Below are 22,962 nucleotides of genomic sequence, written 5' to 3'. Positions count from 1 at the left end.
TTCACGCCTTGATTATTCACGGATCGCTTCGCGTGCTGGCGCCGGCCCGCGGCTGCGCTTGAGACTGGGCAAGGCGAGCATGGCCAGCACGAACAGGCCCGTGGCAAGCTTCAGGTCGGGCGGCGGCATGCCGGCGGCAAGGCAGAACGACACCAGCTGGTAGTAGATGATCGCGCCGGCGAAGGGCGCCAGCAGCTGCCGCCAGACCGTCTGCTTGCCGACGACGGCCTCGCCGATCATCAGCGCGGCAAGGCCGTTGATGAGGATGCCCAGCCCCATATTGACGTCGGCGAATCCCTGCGACTGCACCATCAGCGCGCCGCTTGACGCCGAAAACGCGCTCGCCAGCCCGACACCGCCTATGGTCGCGGCCCAGACATTGATTCCTTGCGCCTCGGCCATGTCAGGATTGGCGCCCACGGCGCGCACGGCCGTGCCCTTCTCGGTCCTGAAGAACATGTAGAGCAGCATGAAGGCGATAAGCGCGAGAAGGCCAGCGACGACGATCTTGCTGGCGGGAAAACCCGGCCGCGCGAACGGCACCCAGTCGAACACCGTCGGCGAGCCGAACACGGAGAGGTTGGATTTGCCCATGATGCGAAGGTTGATGCTGTAGAGCATCGTCATCATCAGGATGCCGGCAAGAAGCGTGTGGATGCGGAAGCGCAGATGGATGAACGCGGTACAGCAGCCTGCCGCGAAGCCGACAACGAGGGCGGCGGCGATGCCCATCAGCGGCGATGCGCCGGCGGCGAGGAGAACGCCGCAGACGCAGCCGCCCAGCGGAAAAGCGCCTTCGCTGGTGAGATCGGGAAAATTCAGCATGCGAAACGGGATCATGATCCCGAGCACGACAAAGGCCAGGATCAGGCTCTGCGCCAGGGTGACCGGCATGATAGCGACGAAGCTGGCGAGAACGTCCTGAACAAAACCCATGGTGATCAGCTCGCCAGCAACATGCGGTCGGTTTTGACGGAGAAATGGCCGATCAGATCGATAACCGTGACCCTCGCCTTCTCCTCGCCGCTAACTTCCAGAAGGACGCGGCCCGCGTCGAGCATGATCACGCGGCTGCCATAGTCGACGGCGTGCTGCATGTTGTGGGTCACCATCAAAGTCGTCAGCTTCAGCGCGCTGACGGCGCGCACCGTCGCCTGCATGACAATCTCGGCCGTGCGCGGATCAAGTGCGGCAGTATGTTCGTCGAGCAGCAGCAAGTCAGGCGATCCGCCGACCGCCATGATCAGCGACAAGGATTGCCGCTGCCCGCCCGAGAGCAGGTCGACGCGTGTGTCGAGGCGGTTTTCAAGGCCGAGGCCCAGTATCGACAGGCGTTCCCTGTAGGACGCAAGGCGGGTGGCATTCAGCCCCTGGCGCAAGGTGCGCTTGCTGCTGCGCAAATCAGCCAGCAGCATGTTTTCAGCAACCGTCATGCTGGCGGCGGTGCCGCGCATCGGATCCTGGAATACGCGAGCCAGTCTCGCGGCGCGCTTGTGCACCGGCATACCAGTCACATCGGCGCCATTGATCAGGATCTGGCCGGAATCGAGGATCAGAGCGCCGGAAATGGCATTAAGCATGCTGCTCTTGCCGGCCCCGTTGGAGCCGATGACGATGCCGAACTCGCCCGTGGCCAGCAACAGGCTGAGACCGTCCAGCGCGATCTTCTCGTCAGCCTGGCCCTTGTAGAATACTTTACGCGCGGATCGGATCTCGAGCATCGTTCCTCCCTGACCTCGGGGTGACAGCGCCTGCGCCGTCACCCTCACAGCGCCGATGTCAGTCGACGATGCAGCCGCAATCGGCCATCGAAGCCGGTATCTCGATGCCGAACGCAGCCATCGCCTTGCGCGAGATCAACGCCATGTGGTCCTTGTAGGCCGGGCGTGACGGTGCGATCGTCTTGGGATCCTTGCCCTTGAGGACTTCGGCCGCGATGTTGCCGGCGTTGATCCCGACCTGCGTATAGTTGACCGCGAAGCTCGCCGGCACGGTGCCGTTGCGGACCGCGCTGTCATCGGCGTTGACGACCGGGATACCGGCCTGGCGCGCGGCGGCGGAGACAGCGGCGATCGCCGGCTGGATCAGGTTCGAGGTCGGTCCGTAGATCACATCGGCTTTCCCGGCGAGCGAGGCGATGCGTTGCTGAATGTCATTGACGTTGTCGATGCCGACTTCCACGACCTCGAAACCGGCGGCCGGTGCCGCCGCCTTGATCTTCTCGATCAGGGCAACGTCGTTGGCTTCACCGGGATTGTAAGGCACACCAAAACGCTTGGCGTTTGGCAACAGCTTCTTGGTGAAGGCCATTACCGCGGCAACATCCTGAAGATCGGTCGCGCCAGTCATGCCTTCATCACCCGAGTCCCACGACGGCACGAGCTTGGCCGCCACCGGATCGGTGACCGCGGCAAAGACGATCGGAATGCCGGAGCCCGCGAGCGCTTTCTTGGCGATCTGCGAGACCGGCGTGGTGATGGTGTAGATCAGCTTGGGCTGCTCGGCCTGCAGCTTTGCGATCATCTGCGGCACCAGCGATGCATCGAAATTGGTATGGCTCTCCGTATAGACGACGTCCTTGCCGTCGACGAAGCCATTGTCCGTCAGCGCCTTCTTGAAGCCGGCTATGGCGGCGTTCAATTGCGGATGCTCGCCAAAATTGGCGATGCCGATGCGGATCTGATCAGCGGCGGCACCGCCGGCGCTCACCATCAATGCGCCGGCCACGAACAAACCCGACAGCCAAGCGGATTTCGACTTCAACATCATTTCCTCCCAGATTTGATCGACGCCGCTTGCACCGCGGCTAGTGCGGCGATCATGGTCAGTCCGCCGGCCCGTGTCAAACATTATATATAATTCTTGCCATGCACCTACATCATATATAATTTTCCTCTGCCAGACGATGGATGGACCGTGATGCAGGATCAAACGATCTCCACAAAGACGGAGGCAGCCTATCAGCTGTTGCGGCGCGATATCCTGACGACGCGCCTCATGCCCGGGGCCCCGCTCAAGCTGAGTGCGCTGCGCGGGACCTATGGTGTCGGCTGGACGCCGTTGCGCGAAGCCTTGTCGCGGCTAGAGGCCGAACGCCTGGTCACCGCCATCAGCAATCGTGGTTTTACCGTCGCTCCGGTATCGCGGGCCGAACTGGAGGACCTGGCACGCGCCAGGATGGTGGTCGAGATACCCCTGTTCCTCGAATCGATGGAAAAAGGCGGCAAGGAGTGGGAGGATGCCGTTGTCACCGCCCACTACCGGCTCTCCCGTTGCAAGACCGCGGTCGACGATCCTTCGGATGCGGCCGTCGATAAATGGGACGAGAACCACGAGGCTTTCCATGCGGCGCTGCTGAGCGCGGCGACTTCCAATTGGCTCATGCGATTCCGCTCGACCATCGCCGATCAGCTGCGACGGCATCATCGTTTTCTCGGCCTGGCGCCGACATTGCGGGCCGCGGCTGGCCTGAAGGACGGTTATGAAGAGGCAATGGAGGCATTGTGCGAAGCGATTGCGATCGAACACCATACAGCGATCATGGAAGCTGCACTCGATCGTGACGTCGAGCGGGCCAAAGCGCTGATGACGGCGCATATTGGCTATACCCTGCACGTCTATGTCCATAGCGAAGACAGCGGCGCGACCATATACGCCGCCCGCGCCGGCAGTTTGAAAGCGGGTTCCGGGTGACTTCAGCGCTTTCGCGACGCCTATTGGCATGCGCTGGCCGGAGTGGGCCAAACACCTGATCCATCGCCGCCTCAAAGCTACCAATCGTTGGCGTTTTGGTTTCGTTTCGTTCCGCGAATAATGGATCCATAAATTGTACAATCCACCCGAGAAGAGCCATCTGAAAGACTGATGCCAAGGCCCAACAGTGGATAGGCCACAGGCCATTAACCAAAACGATTTCAATGCCTGCCGATCGCGGAAACGGTCGGCCGCAGTCCGCTGTCGCGGCAAAAAACTTCAGGCGCGTTAACAAATTCATTAAACTTTAAACGGTTGCGGAACACAACTGGAACGGATAGTGTTTGTTCTGGGTTTGTTTTTCGATTCTGGTTCAGACCTTTCGTTCAATGCCTTGGGGGCCGCCATGCTGACACGCAAGCAACATGAACTGCTGATGTTCATCCACGAACGGCTCAAGGAAAGCGGGATACCGCCCTCCTTCGACGAGATGAAGGAAGCGCTCGATCTTGCCTCCAAGTCGGGCATCCATCGCCTGATCACGGCGCTGGAGGAACGTGGCTTTATTCGCCGGCTACCCAATCGGGCGCGCGCGCTGGAAGTGCTGCGGCTGCCGGACTCGATCGCGCCGGGCCTCAATGCGGCAAAGAAGTTCTCGCCAAGCGTCATCCAGGGCAGCCTTGGCCAAGGCGGTCTCGGCCGCCAGATCAGGCCGGCGACGGCTCCTTCGCGCCTGCCCGCGGCCGGCAACGACGACGATGCGGTTTCAGCCGTGTCCATCCCGGTCATGGGCCGTATCGCCGCCGGTGTGCCGATCGATGCCATCCAGCATCAGACGCATTCGATTTCGGTGCCGCCGGACATGATCATGGGCGGCGAGCACTATGCGCTGGAGGTCAAGGGCGACTCGATGATTGAGGCCGGTATCTTCGACGGCGACACGGTCATCATCCGCAATGCCGATACAGCAAGTCCGGGCGAAATCATCGTGGCGCTGGTCGACGAGGAGGAAGCAACGCTGAAGCGGTTCCGCCGCAAAGGCGCCTCGATCGCGCTCGAAGCCGCCAATCCAGCCTACGAAACACGCATCTTCGGACCGGATCGGGTCAAAGTGCAGGGCAAACTCGTCGGGCTGATCAGGCGCTACTGAACTGGCTTGCCATCGGGCTTGTCGGCCTTTTTATAGGGGGCCAGCCCTCTCGCCTCGCGTGAGAATTTTCGCTGCTCGTGCCAAGGCCGGTATGGTCCGTCGACGGCGAATTCGATCTCAGCCGGGGTCGTGGCCGATTGGGGATCGAAGAAAACGGCGGCACTCCCCTTGCGGGCGAGCTGGCGTTTGGTGACGACGAGAACCAGCGGATTATGGCAGGCGTCATAGGCGGTCGCGTCATTGACGACGATCAGGTCGGCGAAAGCGCAGGCCTTCCAGGTGTTCTTGCGATCCTCGACATAGGCGATGATCGCGCCGGAAGGGTGCCTGGCAAGGCACAGGCCTTCGCGGCAATAAAACGGCGATCCCTGCGGCAGGTCGGTGGGAGCGGAAATATCGAATTGCCCGTCAGTCTTCTCGAACATTTCCGGTTTCACGATTGTTTCGGAGATCAGAGCGCGTTTCCAGTTGTCGGCTGCGAATTCGTTCGGACGTTCCCGGTTGACGGCCAGTTCGCCATTGCCGATCGACAGAGCCACCAACCGCGCATCTTCCGAGATCAGCACATCGGGCGCGCGCGTGTGCGACACAGTCAACAGACCGGCAAGCGCGAATGGCACCGCCGTGAGCCGGAGCCACGTCGTCGCCATCGTCGCGATGACCAGCGCGACGGTGACCAGCAGCACGGATTGCTGCGAAATCAGCCCGACTCCATCGACCGGAGAGCGCTCCGATATCCACGCCGATATGGCGATCATCGCTGTCAGGCCCTTGCCCATGAGGTAGAGAGCCGGCCAATCCAACCCGAACGGCATCAGCAACGCGCTGGCGACGGCCAGGAACATCACGACCGACACGATCGGCATGACGGCCAGATTGGCGAACAGGCTGAGCGGCGACACCCGCTGGAAATGCCAGATGGCAAACAGTGCCGTCGCGCTGCCGGCGATGATGGACGTCATGGCCAATCCACCTGTCGCCAAGAGGAATTTTCGCGTCAGAAACCCGGGTAGGGATCGCTTTGGCGGCGGAGGCCTCGTCTTTCCCGCATGGTGGTCGGCCCAGCCGGCATAGGCGCCAACCAAGGCTGCGGTTGCCGCGAACGACATCTGGAAACTCGGGCCGACGACCTCGTGCGGCGAAACCAGGATAACGACGATCGCCGAGATCGCCAGATTGCGCATGGTCAGCGCCGCGCGATCGAACAAGACGGCGATCAGCATCACCGCCAGCATGATGAAGCTGCGTTCGGCCGCGACGACGACGCCCGAAATGACGAGATAGGCGGCGATCGAAAACAGTGCGGCGGCGGCGGCGTATTTCTTCACCGGCCGGCGCGCGGAAAAGCCTGGAAACAGCGCAAAGGCGCCGCGCAGCAGACCCATGATGGTGCCGGCCACCAGCGCCATATGCAGACCCGAAATCGAGATGATGTGATAGATGCCGGTGCGCCGCATCGCTTCGTTGATTTCATCGGGAATGCCGGCCCGCACGCCGACGATCAGCGCCGCCGCGATTTCGCCTTCGGCGCCGCCAATGCTGCCCCTGATGTGGTCGGCGATGGCTTCGCGGGCATTTTCGATGCCTGAAAACACGCGTGCCGGCAGCGGCATCTCACTGGCTTCGGCGGAGACAACCGTTGGATTGCCGAGAAAGAAGCCGCTGCCGCCGATGCCGGCGAAATAGCTGTCGAAGGAGAAGTCGTAGCTGTCCGGCCGCACCGGGCCGGTCGGCGGCAGCAGTTTGGCATAACCTGTGACAAGCGAGCCGGCGGTCATTTCGGGCGGTATCTTGCGTGCCGAAAGCCGGACCCTTTCAGGCGCGTAGCGCAGTTTCGGCCGGGCGGTCGAAATCACGTCCATGGTCAGCCGGATGCGGCCGCTCTCCATCTCCTCGAGCGAGATCACGCGGCCGGTCAGTTGCGTCGAGATTTCCGAGCCCAGCATCCGGGTTCCGGCTCGCCATGTTTCGACCTTCGCCGCGAGCAGGCCAAGCACACACAACAGCAGTGCCATGAAACACAGATGGGTTTTCGGCCAGGAGCGCGAGACGAATGCACAGACCGCCGCCAGAACCACGACCGCGACAGGCTTTGCAAAATCGGGCTCGGACGCCAGCGAAAAGTAGCAGATCGCCCCAACGGCCAGGCAGACCGGCACCAGCAGGAAGGCGATGCCCCGGTCGAGTTCCAGCTCCGCCGCCTTGGCGACGCCGTGACGCAGGCGAGGCAAGGATATCGGGCCGATTTGCCGGCGCATGCGCACAATCCGGCGTGCGGCAGGAGATGGAGTTGGCGCTGGGCTATCCGCCTGCAGTGGCTGGGTTGCGGGCGCAGCCACGAGCGGCGATGGCAGCGGGATCGCAGGAGGCGTCGCAAACAGGGATCGCTCGCTGACGCCGACAATGGCGCCCTCGCCCCGATCCGAGCCCCGGCCTCGTCCAGTCATCGGGTCTGCCCCTTGCGCCCTCGACACCCTATGCTACATGAACGCGCGACGCGCGAAAGTCCGCGCACTCCGCACTCAGCTTCAGACGTTTCCGAGAGTTCCATGCCCGACAAGGTCATCACCCGTTTTGCTCCCTCGCCGACCGGCTATCTGCATATCGGCGGCGCGCGCACGGCACTGTTCAACTGGCTCTATGCCAAGCACACCGGCGGCACGATGCTGCTGCGCATCGAGGACACCGATCGCGAGCGTTCGACCGATGCGGCCACATCGGCCATTCTGGACGGCCTGACCTGGCTCGGCCTGTCATGGGACGGTGACGCGGTCTCCCAATTCGAGCGCGCGCCGCGCCACCGGGAGGTGGCCGAGGAGCTGGTGCGCCTGGGCAAGGCCTATTACAGCTACGAGACTTCAGCCGAGCTCGAGACGATGCGCGAGGCGGCACGCGCCAAGAGCCTGCCGCCACGCTATAACGGCCACTGGCGTGACCGCGCCCCGTCGGAGGCACCCGCCGGCGTCAAGGGTGCCATCCGCATCAAGGCACCGACCGAGGGCGAGACGGTGGTGCAGGACCGGGTCCAGGGCGAGGTGCGTTTCCCCAACAAGGATCTCGACGATTTCATCATCCTGCGTTCGGACGGCAACCCGACCTATATGCATGCCGTCGTCGTCGATGACCACGACATGGGCATCACCCATATCATCCGTGGCGACGATCACCTGACCAACGCCGCCCGCCAGACCGTGATCTACAACGCCATGGGCTGGGACGTGCCGTCGATGTCGCACATCCCGCTGATCCATGGCGCCGACGGCGCCAAGCTGTCGAAACGCCACGGCGCGCTGGGCGTCGAGGTCTACCGCGCCATGGGCTATCTGCCTGAGGCGCTGCTGAACTACCTCGCGCGCCTGGGCTGGAGCCATGGCGACGACGAGGTCATGTCGATCAAGGACATGATCTCCTGGTTCGATATCGGCGACGTCAACAAGGGCGCGGCGCGCTTCGACTTCGCCAAGCTCGAGGCGCTGAACGGCGTCCATATGCGCCGCATGGCCGACACCGAATTGTTCGACATTTTCATCGCCACCTTGCCCTATCTGGAGGGTGGCCCGGCGATGGCGGCGCGCCTCGACGAGAAGAACAAGGCGCAGTTGCTGGCAGCACTTCCGGGCCTGAAGGAGCGCGCCAAGACGCTGGTCGAGCTCGTCGACGGCGCCGGCTTCCTGTTTGCCGCGCGGCCGCTGCCGATCGACGACAAGGCGGCACTCCTGCTCAACGACGATGCCCGCAAGATCCTGCGTGGCGCTCACGAAGCTTTGAACGCGCTGTCCGGCGACTGGACAGCCGCCACGGCCGAGGCCGCGATCCGCGACTATGCGCTGGCTGGCGGCCACAAGCTCGGCGCCGTGGCCCAGCCGCTGCGGGCTGCCTTGACCGGCAAAAGCACCTCGCCAGGCGTGTTCGACGTGTTGGCCGTGCTGGGGCGTGGGGAAAGCCTGGCGCGCATAGCGGATCAAATCGATTAGGAGCAAACTGGCCCAAGAAGATTGGCATTGAAAGGCGCGTTTCGCAGTGCAACATTAGGCTTGGCCCAATCTGGCACGCACCTCCTAAAATGCGGTGGCGAATACGCGCATTGCGGTGATTTCGACGTGTCGCTCTGCGGAATTTGCCTTTGCCGGCATGAGGAACAAGAAGGAGTTTGCAATGACCGAAGCTGCGAAAAAACTGGATGTGGGCGGCCAGGAGGGCATGGCAACGCTGCAATTCGCCGGCAAGACTCACGAATTCAAGGTGCGAAGCGGCTCGGTCGGGCCTGACGTCATCGACATCGCCTCGCTCTACAGCACCACCGGCGCCTTCACCTATGATCCCGGCTTCACCTCTACGGCAAGCTGCGAGTCGGAGATCACCTTCATCGATGGTGATGCCGGCATCCTCCTGCATCGGGGCTATCCGATCGACCAGTTGGCCGAACACGGCGACTTCCTCGAGGTCTGTTACCTCCTGCTCTACGGCGAACTGCCGACGAAGGCGCAGAAGGACGATTTCGATTATCGCGTGACGCGCCACACCATGGTGCACGAGCAGATGTCGCGCTTCTTCACCGGCTTTCGCCGCGACGCGCACCCGATGGCGGTGATGTGCGGCGTGGTCGGCGCGCTGTCGGCCTTCTATCACGACTCGACCGACATCTCCGACCCATACCAGCGCATGGTTGCGTCCATGCGCCTGATCGCCAAAATGCCGACGATCGCGGCCATGACCTACAAGTACCACATCGGCCAGCCCTTTATTTATCCGAAGAACGAGCTGAATTTCGCCGCCAACTTCCTGCACATGTGCTTTGCCGTGCCGTGCGAGGAATACAAGATCAATCCGGTGCTGGCGCGCGCCATGGAGCGCATCTTCATCCTGCACGCCGATCATGAGCAGAACGCTTCGACCTCGACCGTTCGTCTCGCCGGCTCTTCGGGCGCCAACCCCTTCGCCTGCATTGCCGCCGGCATCGCTTGCCTGTGGGGCCCGGCCCATGGCGGCGCCAATGAAGCGGCGCTCAACATGCTGGGCGAGATCGGCCATGTCGATCACATTCCGGAATTCATCGCCCGCGCCAAGGACAAAAACGATCCGTTCCGGCTGATGGGCTTTGGTCATCGCGTCTACAAGAACTACGATCCGCGTGCCAAGATCATGCAGAAGACGGCGCATGAGGTTTTGGGCGAACTCGGCATCAAGGACGATCCGCTGCTCGACATCGCGATGGAACTGGAAAAGATCGCGCTGACCGATCCCTATTTCATCGAGAAGAAACTCTACCCGAACGTCGACTTCTACTCCGGCATCACGCTGAAGGCGCTGGGCTTCCCCACCACCATGTTCACGGTGCTGTTCGCGGTCGCCCGCACGGTCGGCTGGATCGCGCAGTGGAAGGAAATGATCGAGGATCCGCGCCAGAAGATCGGCCGCCCGCGCCAGCTCTACACCGGCGCGCCGGAGCGCGACTACGTGCCGATCGCCAAGCGGTGAATGGAAAGTCAGTAGTCAGTAGTCAGTAGTCAGTAGGGAATAGCCGACATATTCCCACTCACTACTCACTACTCACTACTCACTACTCACTCCCTTGATGTGCCGCATCACAACCTCCGCGGCGATTTCACCGGACGGTTTGTCCGTTGCCATGCGCCCTGAAATCTCGGCAAACCCATCTTTCTGCCAGGCGCGCATGCCACTGTCGTCCAACAGCGCTTCCAGCTGGCGCGCAAGATTGTTCGGTTTGACGTACTCGTTGTAGAATTCCGGGATCAACGCGCGATCCGAGATCAGGTTGGGAAGCAGCGCCGACCAGACGGAAACGAGATACGGCGCGACGACGCGTGCGACCGGGTCGAGCCGATAGCAAGAGATCATCGGCACGCCGGACAATGCCAGTTCCAGGGACACCGTGCCGGACGCGATCAACGCGGCGTCGGCCTTGCCGAAGGCCTGCCATTTGCGCTCGGGCTCAAGGATAATCTCGGGTTTCTCGTCCCAGCGCGTGACCGCGGACCGCACGGTATCCGCGACATGTGGCACCGTCGGCAGCATCAGCCGGAGCCGATGCCCGCGAGCCCGCAACATCGACACGGTCTCGCCGAACGGTTCGAGCAGCCGCCGCACCTCGCCGCGCCGCGAGCCGGGCAGGACGAGCAGCGTCTTCACGCGGTCTGGTGATAGATCACGCGGCTGGGCTTGAGCCTTTGCCGCCGAGAGCACACCCGCGTCATGGGTCAGACGGTGCCCGACATAGGTGCCGGGCGGACCACCCAGCCGATCGAGTTCATTCACTTCGAACGGCAGGATGCACAGAATGTGGTCGACATAGGGCTTCATCGCCACCGCCCTGCCCGGCCGCCATGCCCAGACGCTCGGGCAGACATAGTGGACGATCGGGATCGACGGGTTGGCCGCGCGCACTTTTTTGGCGACGCGCAGCGAAAAATCGGGACTGTCGATGGTGACGAGGCAATCGGGCTTGGCGTCCGCAACCATCCCCCCCAGCTGGCCGATCCGCCGGATCAGGCGCGGCAGGTCACGCAGGACGGCGCTGAACCCCATCAGAGCGACCTCGCCGGCGTCGAACGGCGCAACCAGCCCAAGCGCCTGCAGGTGGCGGCCGCCGAGTCCAACGAGTTGCACCTCGCGACCTGTCATCTGGCGGAGCGACCGGACGATGTCGGCGCCAAGGAGGTCGCCTGACTCCTCGCCCGCGACGATCGCGATCTTCAGCGCCCTGTCAGCCATGTCCGGACTCCGCTGCTGCCATGCCGACGATGAACAACCCAAGCTCATTGGCACGCGAGAGGGTTGCGGGGCCTTCGAGGATCAGGGAGCGTCCCGCTTCGACGGCAATGCCGGCAAGGCCGGCCGCATGCGCTGCTTCTACCGTCTGTGGTCCCATGGAAGGAAGATCCGCCCGCAACTCCTGGCCAGGCTTGGCGCATTTGACCAGAACGCCGCGCGTCTTGCCGGCGATACGGCCGTGGCCGCGCAGCAGCCTGGCGCGGTCCAGCAATCCGGCCGTGCCCTCGATGCCTTCAAGCGCAATGGTCCGGCCGCCGACCGCGATCGCCGCCTGGCCGATATCCAGCGCCCCAATGGCCTTTGCCGCCGCAAAACCCGCCTCGATGTCGCGCCAGTCCGATTTCAGAGGCTTAGCCCTGGTCAACACCCCTTCGGCGGCGACAAGGTTCGGCACGATCTCGTGAGCACCCACGACCTTAATCCCCCTGGCCTCAAGCCCGCGCGCCACCACCTTGAGCAGCCCGTCATCGCCACGCGCCAACGCCATGACAACAAGGGGCACCACGGCGAGCAGGCTGAGGCTTGGACGCAGATGTGTCAGCCTTGGCCTGCGCTTTATCTCGCCGGCAAGTACCAGATGGGTAATCCGGTTGCGCTTGAGCAGCGGAACGAGCGATCCTATCGCCTCCAGGGCAAGCGTATCATGCTCGTACCGGCACAACTCCGCCAGGCGGTCAGCCTCACCGTCCATGAGCACGATGAAGGGCGCATGACCCTGTTCGGCCAAACCGGCAGCGACTTCGACCGGAAGGCTGCCGCCGCCGGCGATGATGCCGACCCTGGCACCAGGCGGGAGATCAAGACCAGCCGCGGCTGTCTCAGTCTTCGTCATCGGTATCGTCGCCATCGCCGCCCTTGAGCGATGGCACCGCATAGTGCCGCTTGCCGCGACTGGTGATGAAGTCGATGATCTTCATTGCGGTCGGCGACGAGGCGAACTCCGCCTTGGCGAACTCGATGTTCTCGCTGACGGTGCGGGAGCGGTCGAAGATCGTCTTGTAGGCCTTGCGCAGCAGATAGATTTCGGAACGCGGCAGACCGGCGCGCTTGAGGCCGATGATGTTCAAGCCGCGCAAGCTGGCGCGGTTGCCGACCGCGATGGCATAAGGAATGACATCACCAACAAAAGCCGAGCATCCGCCAAGAAAGGCGTTGTCGCCTACACGCACGAATTGATGAACGGCGCTGAGGCCGCCGATATAGACATTGTTGCCGATCTCGCAGTGGCCGCCCAATGTCGCCCCATTGGCGAAGGTGGCGTTGTTGCCGACGGCGCAATCATGAGCGATATGGGCGTAGGCGAGGAAATTGCCATTGTCGCCGACCGTCGTTTCGCCGCGGCTGGTGTCGGTGCCGACATGCATGGTCACGCCTTCGCGGATGGTGCAGTTGGCGCCGATGACGAGTGTGGTGCGGCCGCCCTTGTGCTTGGTGTTCTGCGGCGGTCCGCCCAGGATCGCCATCGGATAGACCTTGGTCGACGCTCCGACAGTGGTCGCGCCCATGACCGAGACATGGCTAACCAGTTCGACACCGTCACCGATCACAGCATCGGCGCTGACATGGCAGAACGGCCCAATGCGCACACCGTGGCCGATTTGGGCGCCTTCTTCCACGACGGAGGAAGGATGGATTGACGTGTTGGTTTTCATAGGCACTCGATCGTCAGTCGCCGGTGACCATCATGGCTGAAATCTCGGCCTCGGCCGCCTTGGCACCTTCGACCAGGGCTTCGCAGGCGAATTTGAGCAGGTTGCCGCGCTTCTTGATTTTCTTGACATGGATCTTCAACTGGTCGCCGGGAACGACCGGTTTGCGGAATTTGGCGTTGTCGATGGTCAGGAAATAGACCAGCGAGGGCTTCGACGCCCCGAGGCTGCGGATACAAATGGCGCCCGCCGTCTGCGCCATGGCCTCGACGATCAGCACACCCGGCATCACCGGCTGCTCCGGGAAATGACCCTGAAAATGCGGCTCGTTTATGGTCACGTTCTTGATGCCGATGGCGGAGTCGTCGCCATCGATGTCGATGATGCGGTCGATCATAAGGAAGGGGTAACGGTGCGGCAGGAGCTTCATAAGCCCCAATATGTCGACCGCTTCCAGCGTTGTCGCCGCCACCATGTCAGCCATTGTCCTTGCCCTGCTTGCGTGCCCTGGCCATCGTGCGCAACATGGCTATCTCTCGCATGGCTTCCGCCATCGGCTGCGCCGGATAGCCACCCCATATCTCGCCGGCGGGAACATTGCTCATAAATCCACTTCTGGCGGCAAGCTTGGCACCTGTACCAATCGTGAGATGATCCGCAAGCCCGACGCCGCCGCCCATGGTGACATTGTCCCCCACCACCACGGAACCGGAAATACCCGAAAGCCCGGCTACTATGCAATTGCGACCGATGCGGACGTTATGGGCGATCTGCACGAGATTGTCGATCTTGGTGCCTTGCCCGATGATCGTATCGGACATGGCGCCGCGATCGACGGTGGAATTGGAGCCGATCTCGACATCGTCCTGGATGATGACCCGCCCGATCTGTGGAACACGTTCGGGACCCTTGGCGCCGCCGACAAAGCCAAAACCGTCCTGTCCAATCCTGGCGCCTCCATGGATGATGACCCGATTGCCGATCAATGCGTACTGGATACTGGCGCCCGGGCCGACATAGCCGTCACGGCCAATCTGGCAGGACTGTCCGATGACGGCGTTTGGCGCAATGACGGTGCCGCTGCCGATCGAGACGCCTGGCCCGATGACCACGCCGGCTTCGATGACAGCGCCGGCTTCGACATGCGCTGTCGGATCGACGTGGGCATGAGGCGAAACACCGGTTTCACCGGTCATCGGCCCCGGCGTAGCGGCCGTGGGGAACAGCAGCCGACCAACCAGGGCGAATGCCTGTTGCGGCCGCGGATGGATCAGGACGGCGACGCTAGCCGGCGCCTTGTTTGCGAATTCCGCCGGACACAGCACCGCTGCCGCCCGCAGCGACGGCATCAGCGCCGAATTGCGCCTGCCGTCGACGAAAACGAGCGCGTTGGCGCCGCCCTCATTGGCTGGCGCCAACGCTTCGATCGAAACGTCGGATTGGCCGGAATCGACAAGCACCGAGCCAGTCAGATTCGCGACTTCGGCCGCCGTATACCGGCGTGATGGCGCGAAGAACACCGGATCGGTCATTCCAGAAGCTATATCCAGCTAGGTCGGAACATTTCTCCCGGATCCAAAACCCGGGAGCATCGTTGGCCGCCGATCAGAAGCGGGTCGATATGCCGAAGTTGAATTCCTGCACGTCGTCTTTGGCTTCCTTCTTGACCGGGATCGCATAGTCGATACGGATCGGCCCGAACGGCGAGGCCCACATCAGGCCGACACCGACCGAGGCGCGTATCTGCAAACCGGTCGAGTCCTGATCGACCAGTGACTGATCGGCAATCTTGTTGCCGTAGAGCGTCGCCGCATCCGCGAACACCGCGCCACGCAAGCCGAAGCTCTCGGGAATAACCGGGAGCGGGAATTGCGCCTCGGCCGAAGCGTTGAAATAGGTCGTGCCGCCCAGATGATCGCCGCTGGTACCGGTAGCGACCGGGCCGATGCCACCATAGGCAAAGCCGCGGATCATGCGATCGGTGCTCTGGAAGTGGTCGAAGATGCGCAGATCGCCGTCGCTGCCGTAACCCTCGACGTGACCCGCGCCACCTGAAAGGAGCCCGACAAGGTCAAGCTGCTCGGACAGCGTCTGATAGATGCTGCCGCGGCCGGTGATCTTCACGAACTTGGCATCGCCACCGAGACCCGCGACCTCCACGGTCGTGTTGGCGTAGATACCCTCGTGCGGGTTCTTCATGTCGTCGATGGTGTTGTAGACCAGCCCCAGGCTGACCGAAGACTTGATCCACGGGCTCTGCTCGATACCATCCAGGACAGCCTGTGAGATGTTACAGGTGCCGTCCGGATCTCCTGGGCTGGTTGGACCGCAACTATCGTCGACCTTATACTTCTCTTGCGAGATGTTGTACGCCAGCTGGGTTGTAATGCTGTTGGTGATTGGCAGCCCGAAGCGGATCGTCGCGCCGGTGGTGTCGCTGTCGTAGTTATTGTTGTATTCCCGCGTCGACTTGTAGATATCGAAGCCGGCGGCGATGCGCCGCCCGAGGAAATAGGGCTCGGTGAAGGACAGGCTGTAATCGCGCGAGTTCTTGCCGCCACCGGCCGACACCTTGATGAACTGGCCACGACCGAGGAAGTTGCGCTCGGTGATCGATCCTTCGACGGACGGTCCGGCCGAGTCGCCACCGGTCGAATAGCCGGCGCCAACCGAGAATTCACCCGTCGACTTCTCTACCACATCGACCACCAGCACGACCTGATCAGGGGCCGAGCCAGGCACGGTCGAAATGTCGACTTTGTCAAAGTAATTGAGGTCTTCCAGACGCTTCTTCGCGCGCTGGATGAGCACCTGGTTGAACGCGTCGCCTTCGCTGACGTCGAATTCGCGGCGAATGACATAGTCACGCGTCCGATCGTTGCCGCGGATCTCGATGCGCTCGACATAGGCCTTGGTGCCCTGGTCGACCGTGTAGACCACCGAAATCGTATGGTTCTCGAAGTTGCGATCGCCACGCGGCGTCACCTGCGCGAATGCGTAGCCGGAACCGGCCACCTTCTCGGTCAAGGCAATGATCGAGTCTTCGACATTCTTGGCGTTGTAGACATCGCCCTTGTGTGTTTCCACCACCGATTCCAGCGACTTGGAGTCCACTTCCGGGATCGTGCTTTCGACGCTGATGTCGCCGAAAGTATAGCGCTCGCCTTCCTGGACGGTGATGGTGACCGTGTATTTGTTGGTCGCATTGTCGAGCTCGCCGACAGCGGACACGACCTGGAAATCAGCATAGCCGTGATTATAGTAGAAGCGGCGCAGCAGTTCCTGGTCGGCGCGCAGCTTGTCTTCATCATAGACGTCGTCGCGCAGGATGAACGAGACCCAGGATGAGCGCTTGGTATTGATCACGTCCGACAGGCGGCGGCTGGAATAGGCGCTGTTGCCGACGAAATTGATTGCCGCGATCTGCGTCCGATCGCCTTCGGTGACGTGGAACACCACATTCACGCGGTTGTCGCCGAGCTCCATGATCTGCGCGGTCACGCCGGCATCGTCACGGCCGATGCGCCTGTAAGCGGCCTTGACCGCCTCGACGTCCGAATCGAGCGTAGCCTGGGAGAACGTGCCGCGCGGCTTCAGCTGAACCGCTGCCTGAAGCGCGTTGTCCTTGAGCTTCTTGTTGCCCTGGAACAGCACCTGGTTGACGACCTTGTATTCCGAAACCTTGACGACCAAGGTCGAGCCGACCTGGTTGATCTGGACATCCGAGAACAGGCCGGTGCCGAACAGCGCCTTGACCGCGCTATCGACATCGGAGCTGGAGAAGGCCTTGCCGGGCTTGATGGTGATGTAGTTGCGGATGGTATCGGCGTCGACACGCTGGTTGCCGCTCACCTCCACCCGGCTTACGACAGCGGCTTCGGCCGCCGATGTGGCAACGAACTGCACTGCGAGCGCACCGGGTACGACCAGAGCGGCGGACAGTGCCGCCGCTGACGCGGCGTTTAGAAACTTGGATGCTGCCTTCATCGGGCTTAATAACCTTTTCTCGTAGTCCCCACGGCGAGAAAACCGGACGTGCGGTCATTTCCCCTACCGTATTAACCGGATTTTCCCTACACGCAAGGCTTCTGGTTAATTTGTATTTACTTAACCCTGTTGCGTGGCTTTCGCGTCACTCATATCCCCGTGCATGGTAAACGGCGTCTCAACATCGACCATGCCCAGGCCAAATTCCTTCATGATTTCAGCACCCAAAGAGATCGTTCCAGAACACGAACGCCATGAAGCACAGCACCAGAAGCAGACCGGCCCGATAGGCCATTTCCATCATCCGTTCCGACACCGGCCGGCGGATGACGGCCTCCACCCCGTAGAACAACAGATGGCCGCCGTCGAGGGGGGGAATCGGCAAAAGGTTTAGAATGCCTATCCCCACGGAGAGCAGCGCGACAAGCTGCACCAGCCACTCGAAACCGAGTTTGGCAGCCTTGCCGGCCATACCTGCGATCTTGACCGGACCACCCAGCTGGCACTTGTCCTCGCGCCCGACGACGAAGCGCTGCAGAAACTGGCCCGTGCGCTCGATGACATGGCCCGTTTCCTCAACGGCCGCCGCAACGGCTCCCACCGGGGTGTATGTGATGAGACGAGGCTGGCCGAGTTCCTTGTTGTTGACGACGCCGATCACCGCAACCTTGATCTTGTTGCCGAGCGCGTCCTCTTGTTCCATCAGGTGCGGCGTCGCGGTCACCGTGACCTCCTTGCCGCCGCGCAGCATGACGAAGGTGATGGTGTCGCCGGCCCGGCCCGAGACCAGCCGCTGCACGTCTCCGAAGGTTTCGACCTTGCTGCCGTCGACACTGACGAATCGGTCGCCAGGCAAAATGCCAGCTTTGGCCGCGGGACTGTCGGCGGTAATCTCCGCGACCATGGGCTCCGCGACATAACGCCCATAGGAGGCAAACAGCACGGAAAAGACGACGATCGTCAGCAGGAAGTTGAACAGCGGCCCGGCCACCACCGTTGCCGCGCGCTTCCAGATCGCCTGGGTGTGGAAGGCAACCTTGCGTTCCTCGTCGGTCAGCGTTTCGAGCTCGTCCGATGTCGGCTTGCTGGAGGTGGCGCTCATGTCGCCGACAAACTTCACATAGCCGCCAAGCGGAATGGCGCAAAGCTTCCAGCGCGTGCCGCGCCTGTCGTTGAAGCCTATGAGCTCCGGGCCGAAGCCAATCGAGAAGGCCCTGACCCCGATGCCGCACCAGCGGCCGACGAGGTAGTGGCCCATCTCGTGAACGAACACCACCACGGTCAGTACGAAGAGAAACGGCACGAGCGTGCCGAGAAAGAGGCCTTCCGTGCTGAAAATCGCGTGAAGAATCTCGTTCAACTCAAGCCCTCAAATTCTTCCGCGGCCGCTGCGTGACTGTGACATCAATACAGGCGAATCCAAGGCACGTCCGCGCCAGATCGTGGAATGACATCATTCAAATGGCAAACAGCCCCTGTGCCGGATGGTCGGCGCCCGCCGAAATCCAACCGATGACGTATAGGGCAAGAGCGGCCGCGACAAGCCCGTCGACACGATCCATGATGCCGCCATGGCCAGGAATGAGCACGCCCGAATCCTTGCGGCCGTGCCGCCGTTTGACCCAGGATTCGAACAGGTCGCCAGCTTGGGCGACAACGGACAGCACCAGCGCCACAATGCCGAGCAACGCCAGGTTGCCGGCGCCGGCAATGGCTGCCAGCAAAAGTCCCGCGACGACGCCACCGACCGCCCCGCCGAACGCGCCGCTGCGCGTCTTGCCTGGCGAAATCGACGGCGCCAGTTTGGGCCCGCCGACGGCGCGCCCGACGAAATAGGCGAAGATGTCGGTCGCCCAGACGACCGCGAACAGGAACAGAATGGCGACGAAGCCCGAATGGTCGCCGTCGCGCAGCAGGGCAAGCGACAGACCCGACACGCAGGCATAGGCAAGGCCGCCAGCGTCCCACTGGCCGATCCTGCGAATTCCCGCGGTGGTCGCCGTTATCGCAACCAGAATCACCACGAGCGGCAGCAGCCACAATGCGGACAGGCCGGCAATCAAGGCACCGACGAAAATGACCATCAGCGCTTCCGGCAGGAAGCCAAGCCCGTCGGCCGCGGCGGGCCGCGACATGCGTGTCCATTCATAAAAGATCATTGCCGCCATGACGGCGCACAGCAGCCGGAAAGGCAGGCCGCCAAGCCAGGTCAGGCCAAGGGCCGCAATAGCGAGCACGACCGCCGAAATCACACGTAGCTGAAGGTTGCTCATCCCGCGGCCGGTCGCGACGCGACGTCTTGCGGGTCCAGTCCGCCGAAGCGGCGCTCGCGGCCGGCATATTCGCGCAGGGCCTCGGCGAGGTGCTCGCGATTGAAGTCCGGCCAGTAGCACGGCAGGAAGACGAGCTCGCTGTAGGCGGCCTGCCACAAGAGGAAGTTGGACAGGCGAAGCTCGCCGCTGGTGCGGATGACCAGCTCCGGATCGGGAATGCCTTGCGTGTCGAGAGAGCCGGCAAAGCTTTCGGCGGTGATCGCCTCGCTGTCGATTTCACCGCGCGCCACCGCCTCGGCGAGCTTGCGCGCGGTGCGCACGATCTCGTCGCGCCCGCCATAATTGAAGGCGATCACCAGCGTCAGCGAGGTGTTGTGGATCGTCAGCGATTCGGCTTCCTCGAGCAGCCCCCTGATGTCCGCCTGCAGCCCTGCCCGGTCGCCGATGATCCTGACCCGCACGCCGCTCTGGTGCAGCTCGGCAAGGTCGCGACGGATGAACAGCTTCAACAGCCCCATAAGGTCGCTGACCTCGGACTTCGGCCGTGACCAGTTCTCCGACGAGAAAGCATAGACGGTCAGGAAGGAGATACCGAGACCGGGGGCGGCACGCACGGCCTTGCGCAGCGCCTCGACACCGGCGCGATGACCCGCGAGCCTCGGCATACCGCGCGCCTTGGCCCAGCGTCCATTTCCATCCATGATGATCGCGACATGCGCGGGCGTTGTCATGATCTCGCTTTCGGATCAGCCAAGGGCCAACCCTAAACCTGCATGATTTCAGCTTCCTTGTCGGAAAGCAGATGATCGATGGTGCTGATGGTCTCGTCGGTAAGTTTCTGGACCTGGTCGGAACGCTTGCGCTGATCGTCCTCGCTGATGTCGCCGTCCTTCTCCGCCTTCTTCAGGAAATCCATACCATCGCGACGCACATGGCGCGCGGCGACGCGCGCGTTTTCGGCATAGCCGTGCGAAATCTTGACCAGTTCCTTGCGGCGCTGTTCGTTGAGCTCCGGCAGCGGAATCCTCAGATTGGTGCCGTCGACGATCGGGTTGAAGCCCAGATTGGATTCCCGGATCGCGCGGTCGACCGCGCCGACCATCGACTTGTCCCAGACCGAGACGGAGATCATGCGCGGCTCAGGCACGGTGACATTGGCCACCTGATTGATCGGCATGGTGGTGCCATAGGCTTGCACCTGGATCGCGTCGAGCAGGTTGCTGGAGGCGCGACCGGTCCGCAGCGAGGCCAGATCATGCTTGAACGCCGCGATTGCCCCATCCATGCGCCGCTTGAGATCGTCGTACTCACCACTCATTCTAGTCTCCTCGACCCGTCTGCCGCGGGTTCACTGCTTCGGGGGCAAAGGCCCCGTGTTCGAGCTGATCTCGAAACCCGGTTTCCCGGGATCAGGCCCGGATCACTCGTCGGCGACGACCGTACAGCGGCCGCCGCCCCTCAGAATATCGCCGAAACCACCTTTTTCGTGGATCGAATAGACGATTATCGGAATGTTGTTTTCGCGCGCAAGTGCAATCGCAGCCGTATCCATGATCGAAAGGCCGCGATTTATGACTTCGGCATGGCTGATGCGTTCGAAACGTGTCGCGCTTGGGTCCTTTTTCGGGTCGGCCGAATAGACGCCGTCGACCTGCGTGCCCTTGAACAACGCGTCGGCGCCGATTTCGGCCGCACGGAGCGCTGCGGCCGAATCGGTGGTGAAGAACGGATTGCCGGTGCCGCCGGCGAAGATCACCACCTTGCCCTGGTTCATGTAGGCGGTCGCCTGGCGCTGCGAAAAGCTCTCGCAAAGCTCGGGCATGGCAATCGCGGACAGCACGACGGCGTCGACGCCGATCTTGTTCAGCGATGTGCGCAGCGCCAGCGAATTGATGACAGTGGCAAGCATGCCCATATGATCGCCCGTGACGCGGTCCCCACCCTTGGAGGCAACGGCCACGCCGCGAAAGATATTGCCGCCGCCAATGACGACACCCACCTCTATGCCCAGCGCGCGCGCCTCGGCGATGTCGCCGGCGATGCGGTCCACGACCGAGACGTCGATGCCGAAATGCTGTTCGCCCATCAACGCTTCGCCCGAAGCTTTCAGCAGAACACGTCGGTAGAGGGGCTTCACCGTCATCTGGTTCCTCGAAAATCCCGGCGCGGCAAGCTCTGAAGGCGAAAAAGGCCTCCTGCTTCGCCCGGCGGTGCTGTCATGACGGGTTGACCGGATACACGAAGGGCGCGGCGATGTCACGCCGCGCCCTTGTGCAAAATTCCAGGCTTTTTGGATCAGTTGCTGCTGATGGCAACGGCCTCGCCTTCGACCACGACCGGCAATGCATAACCGGACGGCTTGTCGCCGGTCACGACACCGCCGGCGACACGGACCTGGATCTCGGGACCGAAATAGGAATGCGGGAACGGCGCCGGCGTGCCGCTCACCTTGTCCAGCCGCTGGCGAAGCGCGGGCGGTATCGAGAAATCGAGCGCGGCAAGATTGTCCTGCAACTGCGAAAGTCTCGTTGCCCCAAGGATGACGGTGGCGATTCCTGGCTGTGTCGCCACCCAGTTGAGCGCCACCTGAGCCATGCCGCGGCCGAGTTCGGCGGCGACTTTCTCCAACTCCGCCACAACAGCCCAGTTGTGATCCGTGAATTTCTGGAAGCCGGGGTGGGTGGTGTTGCGGAAACCGTCGAGCCGGCCGGCATTGCCCGCTTGCGCCGGGCGGTATTTGCCGCTCAACAGCCCGCTGGCCAGCGGGCTCCAGACCATGATGCCGGCGCCATGACGTGTCCCGAACGGCACGAATTCATGCTCGATGGCACGCTCCGCCAGCGAGTATTCGAGCTGCAACGCCGAGATCGGCTCATAGCCGCGCAGTTCGGCGATCGCCTGAGCCCGCCCGGCATACCAGGCCGGCACGTCGGACAGGCCGATGTGACGTATCTTGCCTGCCCGAACCAGATCGTCGAGCGTACGCAGCACTTCCTCGGCCGGCGTCAGCCTGTCCCAGATATGCATGAGATAGAGATCGATGTAGTCGGTGCCCAGCCGCTTCAGCGAGGCGTCGACAGCACGCATGATATTCTTGCGGCCATTGCCGCCGGCGTTCGGATTGCCGGGGTTCGAGTTCATGGTGAACTTGGTGGCGATCACCGCCTTGTCGCGCAAGCCTCGCTCGCCCACGAATTCACCGAGCCAGGTCTCGGCGGTGCCCCCGGTATAAAGGTCGGCGGTGTCGAAGAAATTGCCGCCGGCCTCGACATAGGCGTCGAACATCGCGCGCGCCGTATTCCGGTCCGCGCCCCAGCCCCATTCCGTGCCGAAGGTCATCGTGCCCAGCGCCAGCCGGCTGACGCGCAGGCCGCTGTTGCCGAGTGTGTAGTAGCTCATCGTCATTGTCTTTTCCGAT

20 protein-coding genes are annotated in these 22,962 nt (G+C 62.5%); 4 read left to right on the top strand and 16 right to left on the bottom strand.

Translation table 11 applies throughout. The annotated features are described in order from the left end of the window. Window positions 1-12: 12 nt before the first annotated feature. Genes M653_RS0106710 through M653_RS0106700 form a run of 3 tightly spaced genes read right to left on the bottom strand, consistent with a single transcriptional unit; the run spans window position 13 to window position 2,766 of the window. Window positions 13-936: an ABC transporter permease gene (locus M653_RS0106710; RefSeq protein ID WP_027142634.1), complete on the bottom strand. Its 924-nt coding sequence runs from the start codon at window positions 934-936 to the stop codon at window positions 13-15. A gap of 5 nt (window positions 937-941) precedes the next feature. Beyond that, window positions 942-1,721: an ABC transporter ATP-binding protein gene (locus tag M653_RS0106705; protein ID WP_027142633.1), complete on the bottom strand. Its 780-nt coding sequence runs from the start codon at window positions 1,719-1,721 to the stop codon at window positions 942-944. Between the two features lie 58 nt (window positions 1,722-1,779). After that, window positions 1,780-2,766 carry an ABC transporter substrate-binding protein gene (locus M653_RS0106700; RefSeq protein WP_027142632.1) on the bottom strand — a complete coding sequence of 329 codons (987 nt, stop codon included), beginning with the start codon at window positions 2,764-2,766 and terminating at the stop codon, window positions 1,780-1,782. A 153-nt stretch (window positions 2,767-2,919) separates the two neighbouring features. Here M653_RS0106700 and M653_RS0106695 point away from each other — a divergent pair, with 153 nt between their 5' ends. Both M653_RS0106695 and lexA read left to right on the top strand, forming a co-directional pair. Continuing rightward, the gene (locus tag M653_RS0106695; protein ID WP_032935064.1) at window positions 2,920-3,693 is read left to right on the top strand and encodes a GntR family transcriptional regulator; all 774 of its coding nucleotides are present in this window, start codon (window positions 2,920-2,922) and stop codon (window positions 3,691-3,693) included. 406 nt (window positions 3,694-4,099) lie between these two features. Then, window positions 4,100-4,843: a transcriptional repressor LexA gene (gene lexA / locus M653_RS0106685; protein ID WP_027142630.1), complete on the top strand. Its 744-nt coding sequence runs from the start codon at window positions 4,100-4,102 to the stop codon at window positions 4,841-4,843. On the opposite strand, the gene M653_RS0106680 is transcribed toward lexA, so the two are convergent. Then, the gene (locus M653_RS0106680; RefSeq protein ID WP_027142629.1) at window positions 4,837-7,290 is read right to left on the bottom strand and encodes a ComEC/Rec2 family competence protein; all 2,454 of its coding nucleotides are present in this window, start codon (window positions 7,288-7,290) and stop codon (window positions 4,837-4,839) included. The genes lexA and M653_RS0106680 overlap by 7 nt on opposite strands. 102 nt (window positions 7,291-7,392) lie before the next feature. Between M653_RS0106680 and gltX the strand changes: the two genes are divergently transcribed. Further along, window positions 7,393-8,817 carry a glutamate--tRNA ligase gene (gltX, locus tag M653_RS0106675; protein WP_027142628.1) on the top strand — a complete coding sequence of 475 codons (1,425 nt, stop codon included), beginning with the start codon at window positions 7,393-7,395 and terminating at the stop codon, window positions 8,815-8,817. 181 nt (window positions 8,818-8,998) lie between these two features. After that, window positions 8,999-10,321: a citrate synthase gene (gene gltA / locus M653_RS0106670; RefSeq protein ID WP_027142627.1), complete on the top strand. Its 1,323-nt coding sequence runs from the start codon at window positions 8,999-9,001 to the stop codon at window positions 10,319-10,321. A 75-nt stretch (window positions 10,322-10,396) separates the two neighbouring features. On the opposite strand, the gene lpxB is transcribed toward gltA, so the two are convergent. From lpxB to M653_RS0106605, 12 genes are all read right to left on the bottom strand, one after another. Next, window positions 10,397-11,575, bottom strand: coding sequence for a lipid-A-disaccharide synthase (gene lpxB, locus M653_RS0106665; RefSeq protein WP_027142626.1), 1,179 nt, complete (start codon window positions 11,573-11,575; stop codon window positions 10,397-10,399). Beyond that, complete coding sequence (locus M653_RS0106660) at window positions 11,568-12,482, bottom strand: LpxI family protein (RefSeq protein WP_027142625.1); 915 nt, start codon at window positions 12,480-12,482, stop codon at window positions 11,568-11,570. Before M653_RS0106660 ends, lpxB begins: the two co-directional genes overlap by 8 nt. Continuing rightward, window positions 12,454-13,287 carry an acyl-ACP--UDP-N-acetylglucosamine O-acyltransferase gene (lpxA, locus tag M653_RS0106655; RefSeq protein ID WP_027142624.1) on the bottom strand — a complete coding sequence of 278 codons (834 nt, stop codon included), beginning with the start codon at window positions 13,285-13,287 and terminating at the stop codon, window positions 12,454-12,456. Before lpxA ends, M653_RS0106660 begins: the two co-directional genes overlap by 29 nt. A 13-nt stretch (window positions 13,288-13,300) precedes the next feature. After that, a complete protein-coding gene (gene fabZ, locus M653_RS0106650; protein WP_027142623.1) occupies window positions 13,301-13,768 on the bottom strand; it encodes a 3-hydroxyacyl-ACP dehydratase FabZ in 468 nt (155 codons plus the stop codon). Continuing rightward, window positions 13,761-14,816, bottom strand: a complete 1,056-nt coding sequence (gene lpxD, locus M653_RS0106645) for a UDP-3-O-(3-hydroxymyristoyl)glucosamine N-acyltransferase (RefSeq protein WP_027142622.1) — start codon at window positions 14,814-14,816, stop codon at window positions 13,761-13,763. The genes fabZ and lpxD overlap by 8 nt, the downstream gene beginning before the upstream one ends. Window positions 14,817-14,889: 73 nt before the next feature. After that, window positions 14,890-17,271, bottom strand: a complete 2,382-nt coding sequence (gene bamA, locus M653_RS0106640; RefSeq protein ID WP_027142621.1) for an outer membrane protein assembly factor BamA — start codon at window positions 17,269-17,271, stop codon at window positions 14,890-14,892. Window positions 17,272-17,488: 217 nt separating this feature from the next. Further along, a complete protein-coding gene (gene rseP, locus M653_RS0106630) occupies window positions 17,489-18,631 on the bottom strand; it encodes an RIP metalloprotease RseP (protein ID WP_027142620.1) in 1,143 nt (380 codons plus the stop codon). Between the two features lie 97 nt (window positions 18,632-18,728). Further along, window positions 18,729-19,544, bottom strand: coding sequence for a phosphatidate cytidylyltransferase (locus M653_RS0106625; protein WP_027142619.1), 816 nt, complete (start codon window positions 19,542-19,544; stop codon window positions 18,729-18,731). Then, window positions 19,541-20,275, bottom strand: coding sequence for an isoprenyl transferase (locus M653_RS0106620; RefSeq protein ID WP_027142618.1), 735 nt, complete (start codon window positions 20,273-20,275; stop codon window positions 19,541-19,543). Before M653_RS0106620 ends, M653_RS0106625 begins: the two co-directional genes overlap by 4 nt. 32 nt (window positions 20,276-20,307) lie before the next feature. Continuing rightward, the gene (gene frr, locus M653_RS0106615) at window positions 20,308-20,862 is read right to left on the bottom strand and encodes a ribosome recycling factor (protein ID WP_027142617.1); all 555 of its coding nucleotides are present in this window, start codon (window positions 20,860-20,862) and stop codon (window positions 20,308-20,310) included. 102 nt (window positions 20,863-20,964) lie between these two features. Further along, window positions 20,965-21,687: a UMP kinase gene (pyrH, locus tag M653_RS0106610; RefSeq protein WP_027142616.1), complete on the bottom strand. Its 723-nt coding sequence runs from the start codon at window positions 21,685-21,687 to the stop codon at window positions 20,965-20,967. Window positions 21,688-21,839: 152 nt separating this feature from the next. Next, complete coding sequence (locus M653_RS0106605; protein WP_027142615.1) at window positions 21,840-22,949, bottom strand: aldo/keto reductase; 1,110 nt, start codon at window positions 22,947-22,949, stop codon at window positions 21,840-21,842. Window positions 22,950-22,962: the final 13 nt, after the last annotated feature.

The sequence above is a fragment of the Mesorhizobium sp. WSM3626 genome, from assembly GCF_000513935.1.
In the GTDB taxonomy this organism is placed as follows: domain Bacteria; phylum Pseudomonadota; class Alphaproteobacteria; order Rhizobiales; family Rhizobiaceae; genus Mesorhizobium; species Mesorhizobium salmacidum.
This window is presented reverse-complemented; position numbering and strand designations above follow the sequence as displayed.

Excerpts from the sequence above, each read along its gene's own strand:
- M653_RS0106710 (WP_027142634.1), bottom strand. The coding sequence starts at position 936 with ATGGGTTTTGTTCAGGACGTTCTCGCCAGCTTCGTCGCTATCATGCCG.
- M653_RS0106705 (WP_027142633.1), bottom strand. The coding sequence starts at position 1,721 with ATGCTCGAGATCCGATCCGCGCGTAAAGTATTCTACAAGGGCCAGGCT.
- M653_RS0106700 (WP_027142632.1), bottom strand. The coding sequence starts at position 2,766 with ATGTTGAAGTCGAAATCCGCTTGGCTGTCGGGTTTGTTCGTGGCCGGC.
- M653_RS0106695 (WP_032935064.1), top strand. The coding sequence starts at position 2,920 with ATGCAGGATCAAACGATCTCCACAAAGACGGAGGCAGCCTATCAGCTG.
- lexA (WP_027142630.1), top strand. The coding sequence starts at position 4,100 with ATGCTGACACGCAAGCAACATGAACTGCTGATGTTCATCCACGAACGG.
- M653_RS0106680 (WP_027142629.1), bottom strand. The coding sequence starts at position 7,290 with ATGACTGGACGAGGCCGGGGCTCGGATCGGGGCGAGGGCGCCATTGTC.
- gltX (WP_027142628.1), top strand. The coding sequence starts at position 7,393 with ATGCCCGACAAGGTCATCACCCGTTTTGCTCCCTCGCCGACCGGCTAT.
- gltA (WP_027142627.1), top strand. The coding sequence starts at position 8,999 with ATGACCGAAGCTGCGAAAAAACTGGATGTGGGCGGCCAGGAGGGCATG.
- lpxB (WP_027142626.1), bottom strand. The coding sequence starts at position 11,575 with ATGGCTGACAGGGCGCTGAAGATCGCGATCGTCGCGGGCGAGGAGTCA.
- M653_RS0106660 (WP_027142625.1), bottom strand. The coding sequence starts at position 12,482 with ATGGCGACGATACCGATGACGAAGACTGAGACAGCCGCGGCTGGTCTT.
- lpxA (WP_027142624.1), bottom strand. The coding sequence starts at position 13,287 with ATGAAAACCAACACGTCAATCCATCCTTCCTCCGTCGTGGAAGAAGGC.
- fabZ (WP_027142623.1), bottom strand. The coding sequence starts at position 13,768 with ATGGCTGACATGGTGGCGGCGACAACGCTGGAAGCGGTCGACATATTG.
- lpxD (WP_027142622.1), bottom strand. The coding sequence starts at position 14,816 with ATGACCGATCCGGTGTTCTTCGCGCCATCACGCCGGTATACGGCGGCC.
- bamA (WP_027142621.1), bottom strand. The coding sequence starts at position 17,271 with ATGAAGGCAGCATCCAAGTTTCTAAACGCCGCGTCAGCGGCGGCACTG.
- M653_RS0106625 (WP_027142619.1), bottom strand. The coding sequence starts at position 19,544 with ATGAGCAACCTTCAGCTACGTGTGATTTCGGCGGTCGTGCTCGCTATT.
- M653_RS0106620 (WP_027142618.1), bottom strand. The coding sequence starts at position 20,275 with ATGACAACGCCCGCGCATGTCGCGATCATCATGGATGGAAATGGACGC.
- frr (WP_027142617.1), bottom strand. The coding sequence starts at position 20,862 with ATGAGTGGTGAGTACGACGATCTCAAGCGGCGCATGGATGGGGCAATC.
- pyrH (WP_027142616.1), bottom strand. The coding sequence starts at position 21,687 with ATGACGGTGAAGCCCCTCTACCGACGTGTTCTGCTGAAAGCTTCGGGC.
- M653_RS0106605 (WP_027142615.1), bottom strand. The coding sequence starts at position 22,949 with ATGACGATGAGCTACTACACACTCGGCAACAGCGGCCTGCGCGTCAGC.